The organism is Salinibacterium hongtaonis, from assembly GCF_003065485.1.
GTDB classification, from domain to species: Bacteria; Actinomycetota; Actinomycetes; order Actinomycetales; family Microbacteriaceae; genus Homoserinimonas; species Homoserinimonas hongtaonis.
Genome location: NZ_CP026951.1, coordinates 2,195,973 through 2,212,760 on the forward strand (window position 1 = coordinate 2,195,973; position 16,788 = coordinate 2,212,760).

Here is a 16,788-nt window from a genome sequence, read left to right on the forward strand (position 1 = left end):
GGTCGGGCGCATCCCACACCCGCACGGTCTCAATGAGGAGAATCATGAGCGACAGCCTCGCTGCCCCCGTCGTAGAGATGACCGACATCTCCATCAGCTTTCCCGGCGTCAAGGCCCTCGACTCCGTGAACTTTCGCATGTACCCCGGGGAGGTTCACTCCCTTATGGGAGAGAACGGCGCCGGCAAATCCACCCTCATCAAGGCCCTCACCGGAGTCTATGAAATCGACTCCGGCACCATCCTGCTGGGCGGTCAGCCACTGAGCGTGACGGGCCCCGCGCAGGCCCAGGAGGCTGGCATCAGCACGGTGTATCAGGAGATCAACCTGCTCTCGAATCTGTCGGTTGCCGAGAACATCATGCTCGGGCGGGAGCACCGCCGCTTCGGGCTCATTGACTGGAAGTCCACCCGTCGGCACGCGGCAAAGGTGCTTGAGGGTCTCAGCCTCGACATCGACCCCGCCTCTCCCCTCAGCTCGCACTCGCTCGCCGTTCAGCAACTCGTGGCCATCGCCCGGGCCATCGACATCAAGGCGAAGGTGCTTATTCTCGACGAGCCGACGTCGAGCCTCGACGCCGACGAGGTCGCGGAGCTCTTTCGCATCATCCGCCGACTGAAGAATGACGGCGTCGCCGTGCTCTTCGTGAGCCACTTTCTCGACCAGGTGTACGAGATCGCCGACCGGCTGACGGTGCTCCGCAACGGGTCCCTCGTGGGCGAATACCGCACCGAGCAGATCCTGCGCATCGAGCTCGTGCACAAGATGATCGGCAAGGACATTGAGCTCCTGGAGAAGCTCGAGACGCGCACCAAGGCAAGCGCCGAGGCCGGCGTCCCGGCGACCGAGCCGTTCCTGGCTGCAGAGGGAATCGGGCGAAAGGGCTCGGTCGAGCCAACCTCGCTCTCTCTCCAACCCGGCGAAATCGTGGGCCTCGCCGGCCTGCTCGGCTCCGGCCGCACCGAGCTTGCCCGGCTCATCTCCGGCGTCGACCGCGCCGAGACGGGAACCCTGCTGGTCGCGGGCCAGCAGCGGCGATTCCGCTCACCCCGCGCCGCCCTCAAAGACCGCATCGCTTATTCAAGCGAAGACCGAAAGCACGAGGGAATCGTCGACGACCTGAGCGTGCGCGACAACATTGTGCTCGCGCTGCAGAGCGACCGCGGGTGGTTCAGGCAGATCCCCAAGCGCCGGCAAGAAGAGCTCGCCGCCAGCTATATCTCGGCCCTCGGCATCCGCCCCGCCGACCCCAACACGCTCGTGCGCAACCTCAGCGGAGGCAATCAGCAGAAGGTGCTGCTCGCGCGGTGGCTGGCGGTGGCGCCGCGGCTGCTCGTTCTTGACGAACCGACCCGAGGCATTGACGTCGGCGCCAAGGCCGAGATTCAGCGGCTGATCGCCAACCTGGCCGAGGAGGGCATGTCGGTGCTCTTCATCTCGGCGGAGCTGGAGGAGGTTCTGCGGTTGAGCCACCGGGTCGCCGTCATGCGAGACAGGCGCAAGGTCGCCGACTTCGTCAACGACGACGTGACGGTGGGCGAAATCATGGCGCTCATCGCCAGCGGCTCAGACGACGAGACGGATGCTGGCGAAGATTCCCCGGCCGTGTCCGGTGATGACGCCGGCACCATGGGCGCGGGCACGAGCGGCGCGGGCTCCGAGTCTGGCACCCCGAGCGTGAGGACAGGCGCATGACCACCCAACAAGCCGTCGCTTCCCGCGCCGTACGCAGCCGCCTCTTCTGGCCCGTGATCACCCTGGTCGCCCTTTTCGCCCTCAACGTGATCGTCTCCCCCTCGTTCCTCTCTATTCGGGTTCACGACGGACACCTCTTCGGCAGCATCATCGACATCCTGCGCAACGGGTCACCGACCCTGCTCGTCGCTCTCGGCATGACGCTCGTGATCGCGACCCGCGGCATCGACCTCTCCGTCGGCGCGGTCGTGGCCATCTCGGGCGCCCTCGCCTGTTCGATCATCGCGGGCTCCCCCGACCCCGGCAGCGTCAACACCGTTCTGGTCGCCATCGGGGTCGCTCTCGCGTTCTCGCTCATTCTTGGAGTGTGGAACGGCCTCCTCGTCTCGGTCTTCGGCATCCAACCGATCATCGCCACCCTCATCCTCATGACGGCGGGCCGCGGCATCGCGATGCTCATCACAGAGGGCCAGATCATCACGGTTTCGAGCCCCGCCTACAAGGTCATCGGCGGGGGTTATTGGCTTGGCCTGCCCGCCTCAATCATCATCGCCGGCGCCATGTTCCTCATCGTGGGGCTGCTCACGCGGCGCACCGCGCTCGGCATGCTCATCGAATCGGTCGGCATCAACCCCACGGCGAGCCGACTCGCCGGCGTAAGGGCGCGGAGCATCACCTGGACCGTCTACGTCTTCAGCGCATTCTGCGCTGGAGTCGCCGGCATCATGATCAGCTCCAATGTCACGGCGGCCGACGCCAACAACGCTGGCCTCTGGATCGAGATGGATGCCATCCTGGCGGTCGTGATCGGCGGCACCTCCCTCATGGGCGGGCGCTATTCGCTCACCGGCACCCTCGTCGGGGCCTTCATCATCCAGACCCTCACGACGACGGTGTACACGGTGGGCATCGCGCCCGAGATCACGCTCGTGTTCAAGGCCCTCGTCGTCATCGCCGTCTGTCTTCTGCAATCTCCCGCAATGCAGGAGCGGCTGCGCAAGCGCAGGGCGACGACAACCACGACGGCAAAGGCGGCGGCATAATGACCACGACCCTCCCCCCGATCGCCCCGCTCTCCTCGCGCAGCAGGCTCGCTCGGTTCATCCCGTCGTCCCGGTACACGTCTGTTCTGGTCACCCTCGTGCTGCTTGTCGCCATGTTCGGTGTGGGTTCTGCGCGCTACAGGGGGTTCGCCTCCGGTCAGGTCGTGATGAACCTCTTCATCGACAACGCTTTTCTCATCGTGCTCGCGGTGGGCATGACCTTTGTGATTCTTACGGGAGGAATCGACCTCTCCGTCGGCGCCGTCGTCGCACTGTCGACCATGATGGCCGCGAGTCTGCTGCGAGACGGTTGGAACCCCGCGGCCGTCATCGTCGTCGTGCTCGTCGCAACCTCGGGGCTAGGCCTGCTGGTGGGCCTCGTGATTCACTACTTCGACATCCAACCGTTCATCGCCACGCTCGCCGCCATGTTCCTCGCTCGGGGCCTCTGCTACGTGATCAGCCTCGACTCAATCTCGATCACCAATCCGTTCTTTGTGAGCCTTGCGCAGACGCGAATACCGCTGGCCGACAGGCTCAGCATCACCCCATCCGTCATCATCGCGGTGGTCGTCGTGGCTATCGCCTTTGTCGTACTGCACTTCACCCGAACGGGCCGCACCGTCTATGCGATTGGCGATGGCGGCCAGTCCGCCCACCTCATGGGCTTGCCCGTCGTGCGCACCAAAGTGCTCGTCTATGTGATCAGCGGGTTCTGTTCCGGCATCGCCGGCATCCTCTTTAGCCTCTACACCCTCTCGGGCTACAGCCTGACGGCGGTCGGGATGGAACTCGATGCGATTGCCGCCGTCGTCATCGGCGGCACCCTGCTCACGGGGGGCTACGGCTTCGTTCTGGGATCCCTGCTCGGAGTGCTTGTGCTGGGCGTGATCCAAACCATCATCAGCTTTGAGGGAACCCTCAGCTCGTGGTGGACAAGGATCGTGGTGGGCGGCCTGTTGCTGCTGTTCATCATCCTGCAGCGCCTCCTCACCGCGCGGCAGCGCTGAGCTCGTCGTTCGCGGCGATGCGCGGTCAGACCACGATGCACAGGCATAATTTGAACAGGGCGGATACAAGGGGCGTGCACGGTGAGTAGCGATGACAAGGCGCGCGTCGCGAATATCTTCGACGTAGCGCGCCTCGCCGGGGTCTCGCATCAGACCGTTTCTCGGGTGGTGAACGACCTGCCCAATGTGCGCCCAGCCACGCGCAAACGGGTCGAGGATGCCATCCGCCAGCTTCGATACCGCCCCAGCACCAACGCCCGCGCCCTCGTGACCCGGCGATCGCGCATGATCGGCGTCATAACGACGGGCAACCCCGATTACGGGCCTTCGTCCACACTGCAGGCCTTCACAGAAGCGTCGCGCGGAGCCCGCTACAACGTGAGCATCACAAGCATGCTCGAGGCCGACCCAGTGTCGATGCGAGCCGCGGTGGAGACCCTCCTGTCCCAGAGCATCGAGGCCATGGTTCTGATTGCCGCCCATCGCGGCGCCCTCGATTCGATTCAGGGGCTCGACATCGGAGTGCCCCTTGTCGCCGTCGACAGCAGCTCGCGGCCCGGCTTCCACAGCGTTTCCATCGACCAGTTCCACGGCGCTCGTCTCGCCACGCAGCACCTCATCGACCTCGGGCACCGCTCCATAGTGCATCTCGCGGGGCCCAGTCATTCTATGGATGCCTCGGAACGGGAGCGCGGATGGCGCGCGGCCCTCTCGGCCGCCGGGCTCGTCGCGCGAGCGCCCCTCGAGGGCGACTGGAGCCCCCACAGCGGCTACGAACTCGGCAGCGCACTCGCGGCCGCTGGGGACTTCACGGCGATGGTCTGCGGCAACGACCAGATGGCGCTGGGCGCTATGTTCGCGCTTCGGGAGCGCGGCATCCGGGTGCCAGAGGATGTCAGCATCGTGGGGTTCGACGACATCCCCGAGAGCGCTTTCTTCACCCCTCCCCTCACGACGGTGCATCAGGATTTTGCCGGCCTGGGCAGCGACATCATGGCGAGACTTCTCGACCTTTTGCACGAGGACGATGTTCCCGATGCGCTTCCGCAGCGGGTGCCGACTCTTGTCTCTCGCGAGTCGACGGCTCCTCCGCAATCGTCGCCCGTGGCCGTCGCAGCCCCCCAGCTGCGACGGCCTTAGCCGGGGTCACTCTCCAGAGACTCCGACCCGGGTGTCTGCCGCCGGAGCCTCAGGAGCAGGCGGAGTGGTCGCGCCGGCCTGGGGAGCACCGGGCTTGCCCGTGTCCTTGGGCTTGTCGTCACCCTTTGCCTTATCCACAACGGCCCACGACTTGGGTGTCGCCCGGCGCCCGCCGGAGCGACGCTTGTTGAAGACGTCGAACGCCACGGCGAGGAGCAACACCATGCCCTTAATGAACTGCTGGTAGTCGGTGCTGACACCCATGAGGGACATGCCGTTGTTGAGCACACCCATGATCAGACCACCGGTGATGGCTCCCGTGACCGTGCCGATTCCGCCGGTGACCGCAGCGCCGCCGATAAAGGCCGCCGCGATCGCATCGAGCTCGAAGAGGTTGCCAGCCCCGGGCCCGGCGGAGTTCAGTCGACCCGTGAAGACGAGGCCGGCGAGCGCCGCGAGCACACCCATGTTGACGAAGAGGTAAAAGTCGACCTTCTGCGTCTTGATGCCGGAGAGCTGGGCGGCGTGCAGGTTGCCACCTCTCGCATAGATGTGGCGACCGAACACGCTTCGGTTCATTACCGCGGTGTAGACCACCACGAGCACGCCGAGCACCAGGAGCACGATGGGGGTGCCACGCGAACCCGGGGCAATGCCGAGCAGGTACGTAAGGCCGAGAACGAGCACGCCGGTGAAGGCGAGCTTGGCCACGAACCAGGCCAGCGGCTCGACCTCGAGGCCGTACTTGACGCGGGATATGCGGCCCTTGAGCTGCGAACTCACGAGCATGATGAGGGCGATGACGCCGAGCCCCACCGTGATCCACTCCGCCGCCGAAGCGCTTGCCGGAAACAGCTGGGGGAACACGTAGCCGCCGCCGAGTTGGCGGTATTCATTGGGGAACGGAGTGATGCGTTGGTTGCCCAGCACAATCTGCGTGAGCCCCCGAAAGATGAGCATGCCGGCGAGCGTGACGATAAAGGCGGGGATGCCCACGTAGGCAATCCAGAACCCTTGCCACGCCCCAACCAGGGCACCGACCAGCAGCGACGCGATGATCGCAACCCACCAAGGCGTACCCCACGATTGGATCATGATGCCGGATATGGCTCCGACGAAGGCCGCAACCGACCCGACCGAAAGGTCGATATGGCCCGCAATGATCAGCATGACCATGCCAATCGCAAGAATCAGAATGTAGCTGTTCTGCACGATGATGTTCGACACGTTGCCCGCAGTGAGCAGTCGTCCATCCGTGAGCACCTGAAACAGCAACACGATCACGATCAACGCGATGAAAATGCCAATCTGGCGCATCCTGCTGGCCAAGAAGCCCAGCGATTCTGTCAGGGCGCTCATCTACTGCTCCTTCTCTTTCGTCATGTACTGCATGAGCGCTTCGGGCGATGCGTCCGCGATGCTCATTTCGCCGGTGATGTGGCCCTCTGACAGCGCATAGATGCGATCGGAGATGCCCATGAGCTCAGGCAGCTCCGAGGAGATCACGATGACCGCCTTCCCCTGCGCAGCGAGCCTGTTGATGATCGTGTAAATCTCGTACTTTGCCCCGACATCGATGCCACGGGTCGGCTCGTCGAGAATCAGCACGTCGGGGTCGGAGAACATCCACTTAGAGAGCACGACCTTCTGCTGGTTTCCGCCAGATAGCTGACCCGTTACTGTGGCGACCGAGGGCGCCTTGATGTTCATGCTCTTGCGGTAGTCGGCGGCGACAACGTACTCCTCGTTGTCGTCGACCCACCCGCTCTTCGCCAGCTTGGTCAGCGCGGCCGCCGAGATGTTTCGCTTGATGTCCTCGATGAGGTTCAGGCCATAGCGCTTGCGGTCCTCAGTGGCATAAGCGATGCCGCTCGCGATCGCATCCGCAACCGTTTTGACCTTGACCTCCTCGCCGCGCACATACACGCGGCCGGAGATGCCCGACCCATAGGAACGGCCGAAGATACTCATGGCGAGCTCCGTGCGGCCAGCGCCCATGAGCCCTGCGATGCCGACAACCTCGCCAGCCCGCGCCGTGAGGTTGGCGTTGTGGATAACGACCCTGTCGTGCTCTGTGGGGTGATGCACCGTCCAGTCCTCGACGCGAAAGATCTCGTCACCGATCTTGGGGGTGCGGTCGGGGTAGCGGTGCTCAAGGTCTCGCCCCACCATCCCCTTGATGATGCGGTTCTCCGAAATCTCGTCGCTCTTCATATCGAGCGTCTCAATAGCGCGCCCATCCCGAATGATCGTGACCTTGTCGGCGATCGCCTTAATCTCATTGAGTTTGTGACTGATGATGATCGACGTGATCCCCTGCCCCTGAAGGTGCTTGATCAGGTCGAGCAGGTGAGCAGAATCCTCGTCGTTGAGCGCCGCGGTCGGCTCATCGAGAATCAGCAGCTTGACCTCTTTGGAGAGGGCCTTGGCAATCTCGACGAGCTGCTGCTTGCCGACACCGATATCCGTGATCTTGGTTGTGGGGTTGTCGCTGAGGCCCACCCTGGCCAGCAGCTTTGCCGCCTCGAGGTTGGTTTTGTTCCAGTCGATGAAGCCACGGCGTTGAATCTCATTGCCGAGAAAGATGTTCTCGGCGATCGAGAGAAAGGGGCTCAGGGCGAGCTCCTGGTGGATGATGACGATGCCGCTCTTTTCGCTGTCGCGAATGTCACGAAAGCTCACTGGCTCGTTCTCGAAGAGGATCTCCCCCTCGTAGGTTCCGTGCGGGTATACGCCCGAAAGCACCTTCATGAGCGTTGACTTGCCTGCACCGTTCTCCCCGCAGATCGCGTGGATCTCCCCGCGAGCCACGTTCAGACTCACATCCTGCAGCGCCTTCACGCCGGGGAAGGTCTTGGTGATGCTGCGCATCTCGAGAATGTTGGCGACCATTCCCTGCCTCAATTCGTTGTCGAAGTTGCGGATGCTCGGTGGGGCACCGGAGGGCGCCCCACCGAGCGGGGTGTGGAGCTGTTAGAAGGTGCCCTTGTCGTAGTAACCGCTCTCGATGAGCACCTTTTCGTAGTTGCCAACCGTGACGATCGTCGACTCAAGCAGGAACGACGGCACAATCTTCTCGCCGTTGTCGTAGGTCTCGGTGTCGTTGACCTCAGGCTCGTCGCCATTGAGAACGGCGTCAACCATCTCCACGGCCTGCGCACCGAGAAGGCGCGTGTCCTTAAAGATCGTCGAGTACTGCTCGCCGGCGATGATGGACTTCACCGAGCCCTCTTCTGCATCCTGACCCGTAACGATGGGAAGGTCGCTTGCTGAGTAGCCGCCAGCCGTGAGGGCCGAGATGATGCCGATCGAGAGACCGTCATAGGGGGAGAGCACACCGTCGAGCTTGGTGCCGCCGATCACCGTGAGCAGGTCATCCATACGGTCCTGGGCCGTTGCCGGGTCCCAGCGCAGAATTGCTGCCTGCTCGAACTGGGTCTGGCCAGAGGGCACGACGATGACGCCGCTCTCCATGTAGGGCTCGAGCACCGACATCGCACCGTTCCAGAAGAACGTGGCGTTATTGTCGTCGGGGCTGCCGCCGAAGAGTTCGACGTTGAATGGCCCCGTTGCGCCGGTCTCTGCGCCGCTCTCGTCGAGAAGGCCGAGGCCCGTCACGAGTGAGGTTGCCTGCTGCACGCCGACCTCGAAGTTGTCGAAGGTCGTGTAGTAGTCAACATGCTCGGACCCGTTGATCAGGCGGTCGTAGGCAATAACGGGGATCTCCTGGGCCGCTGCCTGATCCAGCACCTCCGTGAGGGCGGTGCCATCAATTGCGGCGATGACGAGAGCCTTGGCGCCTCCAGAGATCATGTTCTCCAGCTGTGAGAGCTGAGTGGAGATGTCGTCGTTGGCGTACTGCAGGTCGACCTTGTACCCGAGATCTTCGAGCGAGGCCTTCACGTTGTCGCCGTCGGCGATCCAGCGTTCGGAGGTCTGCGTCGGCATCGAAACGCCAACGATGGCACCCTCGGTGTCTCCTTCTGCTCCTCCGCCTGTGCGGTCTCCCGAGCATCCTGCTAGTGCGAGAACGAGCGCGCTCGCGGCGGCGATGCCGGTGAGTAACTTCTTTGTTTTCACTGGGTGTTCCTTTTCTCTTGGGACTTCTCTTGGGCCCCGGAGGGGCGCGATGTCGTCGCGCCCCTCCGGGAGGTGTGAGCGGGTATTACTCGAGGTCGGACGCCTCGTAGTAGCCGCCCCCGATCAGGATGTCTTCGTAGTTGTCGAGCGTCACGACCTGCGATTCGAGCAGGAACGACGGCACGACCTTCTCTCCGTTGTCATAGGTTTTCGTGTCGTTGACCTCGGGCTTCTCGCCGTTCAAAATGGCCTGCACCATTTCGACGGCCTGCGCACCGAGCAGGCGAGTGTCCTTGAAGATCGTGGAGTACTGCTCTCCAGAGATGATCGCCTTGACACCTCCCACGTCGGCATCCTGGCCCGTGATCACGGGGATGTCGCCCGCATAGCCGCCAGAGCTGAGCGCGGCGATGATGCCGGATGCGAGGCCATCGTTGGGTGCGAGAACCGCGTCGAGCTTGGTGTCTCCGATGATCGTGAGCAGGTTCTCCATGCGGTCCTGCGCGTTCTCGGCAAGCCACCCGGGGGTTGCCGCCTGCTCGAAGGCCGTCTGGCCGGAGGGCACGACTACTACGCCGCTCTCCATGTAGGGCTGGAGCACCGACATGGCGCCGTCCCAGAAGAACGTTGCGTTGTTGTCGTCGGGGCTGCCGGCGAAGACCTCAATGTTGAAGGGCCCCACCTCTCCCGTGTCTGCTCCGCTCGCATCAAGCACACCCAGCCCCGTGAGGAGAGAGGTGGCCTGCTGCTCGCCAACCGCAAAGTTGTCGAAGGTCGTGTAATAGTCCACGTTCTCCGAACCGAGAATCAGCCGGTCATAGGCGATTACGGGGATGTCGGCATCCGCGGCCTGCTGCAGCACGCTCGTCAGCGTCGTGCCGTCGATCGAGGCGATGATGAGCGCCTTGGCACCGCTCGTGATCATGTTCTCGAGCTGCGAGATCTGGGTAGCGATGTCGTCGTTGGCATATTGCAGGTCAACGTCGTAGCCGAGCTCTTCGAGCTCGCTCTGCACATTGTTTCCATCGGCAATCCACCGTTCCAGCTGCTGACTGGGCATCGAAACGCCCACGAGGCCGCCTTCGGCATCATCGCCGCCGCCGCCCGAGCGATCTCCCGAGCATCCGGCCAGACCGAGCACGAGTGCACTCGCAGCGGCAACGCCGGCGAGGTACTTTCTCTTGTTCACAGTGCTTCCTTCCATGTGGTTGAGGTGGTGCGGGATGGTGCGGCTATAGGCCCTGGGCGAGTCGGTAGTACGCGGCGTTCCACCGCAGTTCGCGCTGAAAGTCTCGGAGAGTGGTGTGCTCGTCGATCACAAGAAGCTCGACGCCAGCGATCTCGGCAAAGTCGCGAAAGACATCGATGCCCACGGCGGTTGTCATAACCGTGTGGTGGGCTGCGCCGGCCGTGAGCCACGCAGCTGCGGAGGTCGCAAAGTCGGGCGCCGGTCTCCACAGTGCGTGGCCCACGGGAAGGTGTGGCATCGGTTCGTCGAGGGGCACGTTCTCGACGACATTCGCCACGAGTCTGAAGCGGTCCCGCATGTCGCTCATCGCTACAACCACGGCGGGCCCGGGATCTGCGGTAAAGACGAGCCGCACTGGGTCTTCTCTGCCTCCGATGCCGAGCGGATGAATCTCCAGGCTCGGCGTCGACGTCGTCAGAGATGGGCTCACCTCGAGCATGTGAGCCCCGAGGATCTTCTCATCGCCCGGCACGAGGTTGTAGGTGTAGTCCTCCATCAGGCTCGCGCCGCCGGCAAGACCCGCCCCCATCACATTGGCCGTGCGCACGAGGATCGCGGTCTTCCAATCGCCCTCGGCGCCGAATCCGTATCCCTCTGCCATGAGCCTCTGCACGGCAAGTCCTGGCAGCTGGCGAAGCGCACCCAGATCTTCAAAGCTCGTCGTGAAGGCACCGAACCCACCCGCTTCGAGAAACGATCGCAACCCGATTTCAGTCGCGGCGCCGTACCGCAGCGAGTCGTGCCGAGCGCCACCGCGGCGAAGCTCAGGCGCCACGTCATACAGTCGCTCGTACTCGGCAACGAGGGAGTCGATGTCATCCTCCGACGCCGCGTTCACCGCCTCAGCGAGCTCGTTCACGCTCCAGGTGTTCACCTGCACACCAAAGCGCAGCTCCGCCTCGGTCTTGTCGCCCTCAGTGACAGCGACGTTGCGCATGTTGTCGCCAAAACGAGCGAGCTTGAGCGAGTGGGTGGCTGCCCATCCGGATGCTGCCCGCTGCCAGGTTGCCACCTCGGCTATGACGCGCGGGTCGCTGACATGGCCAACCACGGTCTTGCGGGCCATCCCCAGCCGGGTCTGAATGTAACCGAACTCACGGTCGCCGTGCGCCGCCTGGTTGAGGTTCATGAAGTCGAAGTCGATGTCGGCCCACGGCAGCGCAATGTTGGCCTGCGTGTGCAGGTGAAGCAGAGGTTTGCGCAGGGCATCGAGACCTGCGATCCACATTTTGGCGGGGCTGAACGTGTGCATCCAGGCAATGAGCCCGATCACGTTGTCGTTCGCGTTCGCTTCGAGAGCCAGTCGGCGAATCGCATCGCTGTCTTTGAGCACAGGCTTCCACACCACCGAGACGGGAACCTCGGCTGCCTCATTGAGTGCCTCGGCGATGACCCGCGACTGCACCGCGACCTGCTGGAGGGTCTCCTCGCCATAGAGGTTCTGGCTGCCGGTGACGAACCAGACCTCATAGTGGTCGAGCGAGGTGGAGAGCGCGGGCATCAGGCGGTTCCTTCCGTCGGCTGGCCGTAGACGTTCTGGTAGCGGTCGAAGAGCGAGTCGATCGCAGCCGGTGGAATCGGGATTGGCTCCCCCGCTTGCCGTGCAATATGCACGGTGCGGGCAATGTCCTCGACCATGACGGCTGCCTTGACGGCATCCCGAGCATCCCGACCGATCGTGAACGGCCCATGGTTCTGCATGAGCACGGCCCGCGAGCGGTGACCGCTGAGGGTCGCCACAATTCCGCGACCGATCGAGTCGTCTCCGATGATCGCGAATGGCCCAAGGGGAATCTCGCCGCCGAACTCATCGGCCTGGGCGGTGATCACGCACGGAATGGCCTCTCCCCGCGCCGCCCACGCTGTCGCATAGGTCGAGTGCGTGTGCACGACCCCTCCAACCTCGGGCATATTCCGATACACGTATGCATGGGCAGCGGTATCGCTCGATGGGCTGCGGTCGCTGCCGGGCGACCCTGGGATTACGGTTCCGTCGAGATCGCAGAGGATCATGCTCTCCGCCGTGAGGTCGTCGTAGTCGACGCCGCTCGGCTTGATCACAAAGAGGTCGGCGCCGGGCACTCTGCCGCTGACGTTGCCGCCCGTCCATACGACGAGTCCATATCGGGTGAGCTCGGAATGGAGCTTCGCCACGTCGGCCCGCACCGAGTCGATGGAGGCCTGAAACTCGGGGCTCATGCGGCTCATGCGGGCACCCCGACAGCCCACGCGGCCCGACGGCGCGCCTTGAGTCGCTTCATGACGTCGTTGCCGCCTCGGCCAAAGTAGTCGTGCAGCCTGGTGTACTCCGCGAACAGTTCGTCGTAAGCGTCCGCCGCAGCATCGTCGGGCGTGTAGACGTTGCGGTCGACCCGGCCCATGGCCTCTCCCGCAGATCGCACATCGGCATACGCTCCCGCCGCCACTGCGGCATGGATAGCCGAACCGAGAGCGGGGCCTTGCTGGCTCGCGATCACCGAGATCGGCATCCGCAATACGTTGCTGTAGGTCTGCATCACGAAGGGGTTGCGGATGAGCCCGCCTGCGGCGATGAACTCACGAACGGCGATCCCGCTCGCATTGAAGGCGTCAACGATCGTGCGGGTGCCAAAGGCAGTGGCTTCGAGCAGCGCCCGGTAAATATCCTCCGGCCGAGTCGTGAGCGTCATCCCGAGCACGAGCCCGCTGAGTTCGTGGTCAACCAGCACCGAACGGTTGCCGGAGTGCCAGTCGAGCGCGAGCAAACCGTGTCCACCGACGGGCTGATCCTGGGCCAGCTCGGTGAGGTACTCGTGGATGCTCAGGCCACGCTCGCGCGCGGCCCGATGGTAGTCAGCGGGCACCTGATTGGTCACGTACCAGGCGAAGATATCGCCGACGCCGGACTGCCCCGCCTCATACCCGTAGAGACCAGAGACAATGCCGCCGTCAACAACCCCACACATGCCCGCGACTTCGGCCAGCGCATCCGAATTCATCACGTGGCAGGTGCTCGTGCCCATGATGGCCAGCATCTGACCGGGCTCAACAGCTTTGGCCGCCGGCGCAGTGACATGGGCATCGACGTTACCCACCGCGACGGCAATGCCCTCTGGCAGCCCCGTCCAGGCAGAAGCCTGGGCGGTGAGAGTGCCTGCAGCATCACCCAGTTGCCCAATCTCGTGGGCAACCTTCTCCTCGGCAAAGTCGGCGAAGCCGGGGTTCAGGGCGGCGAGGAACTCGCGGCTCGGGTATGCCCCGTCCTGCCAGATTCCCTTGTAGCCCGCGGTGCAGGCGTTGCGCACATAACGGCCGGTGAGCTGCCAGATAATCCAGTCTGCTGCCTCCACCCAGTGATCCATGCGGGCATAGACCTCGGGGTCTTCTTCGAGAACCTGCAAGCCTTTGGCGAACTCCCACTCGCTCGAGATCAGCCCGCCGTACCGCGGCAACCACGGTTCGCCCCGCTCTGCCGCAACCGCATTGATACGGTCGGCTTGTCCCTGCGCGGCATGGTGCTTCCACAGCTTCACATAGGCGTGCGGGCGGCCCTCGAAGCCGGCAACTTCGTTGAGCGGCGTGCCGTCGGCGAGCACGGGCATGGGGGTTGACGCGGTGAAGTCAGTGCCGATGCCGATTACGAACGCGGGGTCGATTCCGGCCATGGCCACGGCCTCGGGCACTGCGGTCGTGAGCACGCCCACGTAGTCGGCCGGAACCTGCAACGCCCACTCGGGATCGAGCCGCTCGCCGGTCGACGCCAAGACGGTATCCATCACGGCGTGGGGGTACTCGAAGGTGGCGGAGCCCAGTTCCTCGCCGTCGGAGACCCTGACCACGACGGCCCGGCCGCTCAGCGTTCCGAAGTCGACCCCGATGACATACGTCTCATCGGCAGCACTCTCGGATGAACTCACCGGGCGACTCCTTCGTCAGCGGATCAGTCCCCGCTCCGTCGGCTCCCATCCTGAGGATGCGGCGTCGAGGCGGCTAGATGTGACCGTTCACATCAGGCGACATGCTACCCCCATTTGCGGGAGTGCTGTCAAGGCCTCTAGAAGATACGTGACCGAATCCATATCAAGGCGTACGCATACTCCAGCGCTATCGCGAAGGCGGGGCAGTCGAACTCCGCACGATCAACTCGGGAGCAATCTGGTCGTGCCGGGCATCCGTCGATCCCGTTATCTCGTCAAGCAGAATGGCCAGGGCCCTGCGGCCGATCTCGGCAAAGTCCTGACGAACGGTCGTCAACGGTGGCCACAAGTGCGCGGCATCCGGAATATCGTCGAAACCCACGACGCTCACGTCCTGCGGCACTCGAACTCCGCCCTCATGCAGCGCGTGCATGAGCCCCAGCGCCATCTGATCGTTGGCGCAGAACACGGCAGTGAAGTCGGGATGCCGCAGCAACTCCCTGCCCGCATGGTGGCCGAACGCCGCGGTCCAGTCACCCAGGATGGGCGGGCGCGTCGTGAGGTCCGCCTCGTTGATCTCGTGCAGGAACCCTCGCATGCGAGCATCTGCCTCGATCCAGTCCTGCGGCCCGGCAACGTGCTCAATCTCCTGGTGGCCCAGATCGATCAGGTGGCGGGTGGCAAGGCGTCCCCCAGCGAACTGGTCGACCGACATGCTGCGACTGGTGTCTCGCTGCGTGGAGTCGAGGGTTACGAAAGGGATCGTGAGGTTCATGTCGGCGATGGCATCGAATACCCGCACCTGGGGAGCGATGATGACGATGGCCTCCACAGCCTGCTGCCTGAGAGAGTCGAGGCTGCTGCGAATCGACTCATAGTCGCTGGAGGTATTGGTAATCATCACGCGGTAATCCGCCTGCCGCGCTGCCAGCTCAATAGCGTGAACGCTCGTCGTTGGCCCATAGTGCGCAGTGTCGCCCGAGAGCACGCCGATGGTTCGGCTGCGGTTGGTAACAAGGGCCCTGGCCGCCTGGTTGGGCTGAAACCCGATCTGCTCGATGACGTCGAGCACACGCTCTTTGGTGCTCGGCCGAATGTTGGGCGACTCGTTCAGTACCCGAGAAACGGTCTGGTACGACACTCCCGCGAGCTTTGCGACGTCCCGAATGTTCGGGGCGCGAACCTTCTCCGGTTCCATCGATTCCACCAAGCCTGTCAATGTGTACGTTCACATTCTGCGGGACGCATCCATTATGCACGGGCGAAGCATGTGCGGCGTGCGCGTCTGCCGCTCGCCGGCCACGCGCCCGATTCTCCCGCCGAGACTACGCAAATCGCGCCGAAACCCGCCTCGCTAGAGCAAATTGCGCAGTCTCGGCGCAGGAGGGAGCGCGCACGGCACGAGCGCGCGCGCTAGCCACACGGGCAAGGCATGCGCGGGCATGCGCATTTGCCCGGACGCGGCTGCGCGAGTTTGGACCGCAGGCTACGCCCGGTCGAGCGCCGCCGTGATGTCGCCGAGCAGGTCATCGATGCCCTCGATGCCCACCGACAGGCGGATCACATTCTCGGGCACAGCAAGCTCCGTGCCCTTGACCGAGGCGTGAGTCATCTCGGTCGGGTACCCGATGAGCGACTCCACACCACCGAGCGACTCGGCCAGCTGAAAGACCTCCGTGCCCTCGGCGACGCGCTTGGCTGCCTCAGGGCCGCCCTTGAGCGCCAGCGACAGCATGCCGCCGAAGTCGCTCATCTGGCGAGCGGCGATCTCGTGGCCGGGATGCGATTCAAGGCCCGGGTAGTAGACACGCTCGATTGCCGGGTGGCTTTCGACAGTTGCGGCAATCGTGTGCGCGTTGGACGAGTGGCGATCCATGCGCACGGCGAGCGTCTTGATGCCGCGCACCGTAAGCCAGGCCTCCATGGGGGCCGAAATAGCCCCCGCGCCGAACTGCAAGAAAGCAACCTTCTCGGCAATCTCCTCGTCGCTCAGCACGACGGCGCCGCCGATCACATCGGAGTGGCCGCCGAGGTACTTGGTCGTCGAGTGCACCACAACATCGGCGCCCAGAGCGAGGGGCTGCTGCAGGTAGGGAGTCGCGAACGTGTTGTCGACGACGACGATCGCTCCGGCCTCGTGGCCGATCGCCACAAGCGCGGCGATATCGGTGATCTTCATGAGCGGGTTGCTCGGCGTCTCAAGCCAGAGCACGCGGGTGACGCCGGGGCGAATCGCGGCGCGCACCGCATCTGCATTGCTCATCTCAACGGTCGAAAGCTCGACACCCCACGGCACGTGAAGGCGGTTGACGAGCCGGTGCGTGCCACCGTAGACGTCGTTGCCCATGAGCACGTGATCGCCGGGGGCGAGGATGGCGCGGAGAAGAGCGTCCTCAGCGGCGAGGCCGGAGGCAAAGCTGTAGGCGTGCGTTCCCCCTTCAAGCGAGGCGAGCAAGGTCTGCAGCGAGTCACGCGTGGGGTTGCCGCCGCGCGCATACTCGTAGCCGCCGCGAAACCCGCCGATGCCGTCCTGCACGAACGTGGAGCTCATGTAGATCGGCGGAACGACGGCACCCGTCGTGGGGTCGAACTCCTGGCCTGCATGAATAGCCCTGGTGCTGAAGTCGCTCATCGTGGTTCCTTTGGTTCGTGAAGCTGGGGTGACGCGCGCTACGA

At 64.0% G+C, this 16,788-nt stretch carries 13 protein-coding genes; 4 read left to right on the plus strand and 9 right to left on the minus strand.

The window, feature by feature from the left end; all coding sequences use genetic code 11:
* Window positions 1-44 precede the first annotated feature (44 nt).
* The 4 genes from C2138_RS10540 to C2138_RS10555 all read left to right on the plus strand — a co-directional run bounded on the left by C2138_RS10540 (window position 45) and on the right by C2138_RS10555 (window position 4,887).
* Window positions 45-1,694: a sugar ABC transporter ATP-binding protein gene (locus tag C2138_RS10540; RefSeq protein ID WP_199286536.1), complete on the plus strand. Its 1,650-nt coding sequence runs from the start codon at window positions 45-47 to the stop codon at window positions 1,692-1,694.
* Window positions 1,691-2,737, plus strand: a complete 1,047-nt coding sequence (locus C2138_RS10545; RefSeq protein WP_108517682.1) for an ABC transporter permease — start codon at window positions 1,691-1,693, stop codon at window positions 2,735-2,737. The genes C2138_RS10540 and C2138_RS10545 overlap by 4 nt, the downstream gene beginning before the upstream one ends.
* The gene (gene yjfF / locus C2138_RS10550; RefSeq protein ID WP_108517684.1) at window positions 2,737-3,747 is read left to right on the plus strand and encodes a galactofuranose ABC transporter, permease protein YjfF; all 1,011 of its coding nucleotides are present in this window, start codon (window positions 2,737-2,739) and stop codon (window positions 3,745-3,747) included. The genes C2138_RS10545 and yjfF overlap by 1 nt, the downstream gene beginning before the upstream one ends.
* Window positions 3,748-3,828: 81 nt before the next feature.
* Complete coding sequence (locus C2138_RS10555) at window positions 3,829-4,887, plus strand: LacI family DNA-binding transcriptional regulator (RefSeq protein WP_108517685.1); 1,059 nt, start codon at window positions 3,829-3,831, stop codon at window positions 4,885-4,887.
* A 6-nt stretch (window positions 4,888-4,893) separates the two neighbouring features.
* Here the strand turns inward: C2138_RS10555 and mmsB are convergent, their stop codons facing one another.
* From mmsB to C2138_RS10600, 9 genes are all read right to left on the minus strand, one after another.
* Complete coding sequence (mmsB, locus tag C2138_RS10560) at window positions 4,894-6,246, minus strand: multiple monosaccharide ABC transporter permease (RefSeq protein ID WP_108517687.1); 1,353 nt, start codon at window positions 6,244-6,246, stop codon at window positions 4,894-4,896.
* Window positions 6,247-7,779 (minus strand): multiple monosaccharide ABC transporter ATP-binding protein, encoded by a 1,533-nt coding sequence (mmsA, locus tag C2138_RS10565; RefSeq protein ID WP_108517689.1) that lies wholly within the window; start codon window positions 7,777-7,779, stop codon window positions 6,247-6,249. It lies immediately after the preceding gene.
* Between the two features lie 81 nt (window positions 7,780-7,860).
* Entirely contained in the window at window positions 7,861-8,967 is a 1,107-nt protein-coding gene (gene chvE / locus C2138_RS10570) for a multiple monosaccharide ABC transporter substrate-binding protein (protein ID WP_233245483.1), read from the minus strand.
* Between the two features lie 85 nt (window positions 8,968-9,052).
* Complete coding sequence (gene chvE / locus C2138_RS10575; RefSeq protein WP_108517692.1) at window positions 9,053-10,171, minus strand: multiple monosaccharide ABC transporter substrate-binding protein; 1,119 nt, start codon at window positions 10,169-10,171, stop codon at window positions 9,053-9,055.
* Between the two features lie 28 nt (window positions 10,172-10,199).
* The gene (araA, locus tag C2138_RS10580) at window positions 10,200-11,717 is read right to left on the minus strand and encodes an L-arabinose isomerase (RefSeq protein WP_108517694.1); all 1,518 of its coding nucleotides are present in this window, start codon (window positions 11,715-11,717) and stop codon (window positions 10,200-10,202) included.
* Window positions 11,717-12,424, minus strand: coding sequence for an L-ribulose-5-phosphate 4-epimerase (locus tag C2138_RS10585; RefSeq protein WP_108519072.1), 708 nt, complete (start codon window positions 12,422-12,424; stop codon window positions 11,717-11,719). The genes araA and C2138_RS10585 overlap by 1 nt, the downstream gene beginning before the upstream one ends.
* Window positions 12,421-14,112 (minus strand): ribulokinase, encoded by a 1,692-nt coding sequence (araB, locus tag C2138_RS10590; RefSeq protein WP_108517695.1) that lies wholly within the window; start codon window positions 14,110-14,112, stop codon window positions 12,421-12,423. The genes C2138_RS10585 and araB overlap by 4 nt, the downstream gene beginning before the upstream one ends.
* A gap of 187 nt (window positions 14,113-14,299) precedes the next feature.
* On the minus strand, window positions 14,300-15,310 hold the full coding sequence (locus tag C2138_RS10595) for a LacI family DNA-binding transcriptional regulator (RefSeq protein ID WP_108517697.1): 1,011 nt from the start codon (window positions 15,308-15,310) through the stop codon (window positions 14,300-14,302).
* A gap of 288 nt (window positions 15,311-15,598) precedes the next feature.
* Window positions 15,599-16,744, minus strand: coding sequence for a cystathionine gamma-synthase (locus C2138_RS10600; RefSeq protein WP_108517699.1), 1,146 nt, complete (start codon window positions 16,742-16,744; stop codon window positions 15,599-15,601).
* Window positions 16,745-16,788 lie beyond the last annotated feature (44 nt).

Bases quoted from the DNA above. Each gene is read 5' to 3' on its own strand.
- C2138_RS10540 (WP_199286536.1), top strand. From the start codon at position 45: ATGAGCGACAGCCTCGCTGCCCCCGTCGTAGAGATGACCGACATCTCC.
- C2138_RS10545 (WP_108517682.1), top strand. From the start codon at position 1,691: ATGACCACCCAACAAGCCGTCGCTTCCCGCGCCGTACGCAGCCGCCTC.
- yjfF (WP_108517684.1), top strand. From the start codon at position 2,737: ATGACCACGACCCTCCCCCCGATCGCCCCGCTCTCCTCGCGCAGCAGG.
- mmsB (WP_108517687.1), bottom strand. From the start codon at position 6,246: ATGAGCGCCCTGACAGAATCGCTGGGCTTCTTGGCCAGCAGGATGCGC.
- mmsA (WP_108517689.1), bottom strand. From the start codon at position 7,779: ATGGTCGCCAACATTCTCGAGATGCGCAGCATCACCAAGACCTTCCCC.
- chvE (WP_108517692.1), bottom strand. From the start codon at position 10,171: ATGGAAGGAAGCACTGTGAACAAGAGAAAGTACCTCGCCGGCGTTGCC.
- araA (WP_108517694.1), bottom strand. From the start codon at position 11,717: ATGCCCGCGCTCTCCACCTCGCTCGACCACTATGAGGTCTGGTTCGTC.
- C2138_RS10585 (WP_108519072.1), bottom strand. From the start codon at position 12,424: ATGAGCCGCATGAGCCCCGAGTTTCAGGCCTCCATCGACTCGGTGCGG.
- C2138_RS10595 (WP_108517697.1), bottom strand. From the start codon at position 15,310: ATGGAACCGGAGAAGGTTCGCGCCCCGAACATTCGGGACGTCGCAAAG.
- C2138_RS10600 (WP_108517699.1), bottom strand. From the start codon at position 16,744: ATGAGCGACTTCAGCACCAGGGCTATTCATGCAGGCCAGGAGTTCGAC.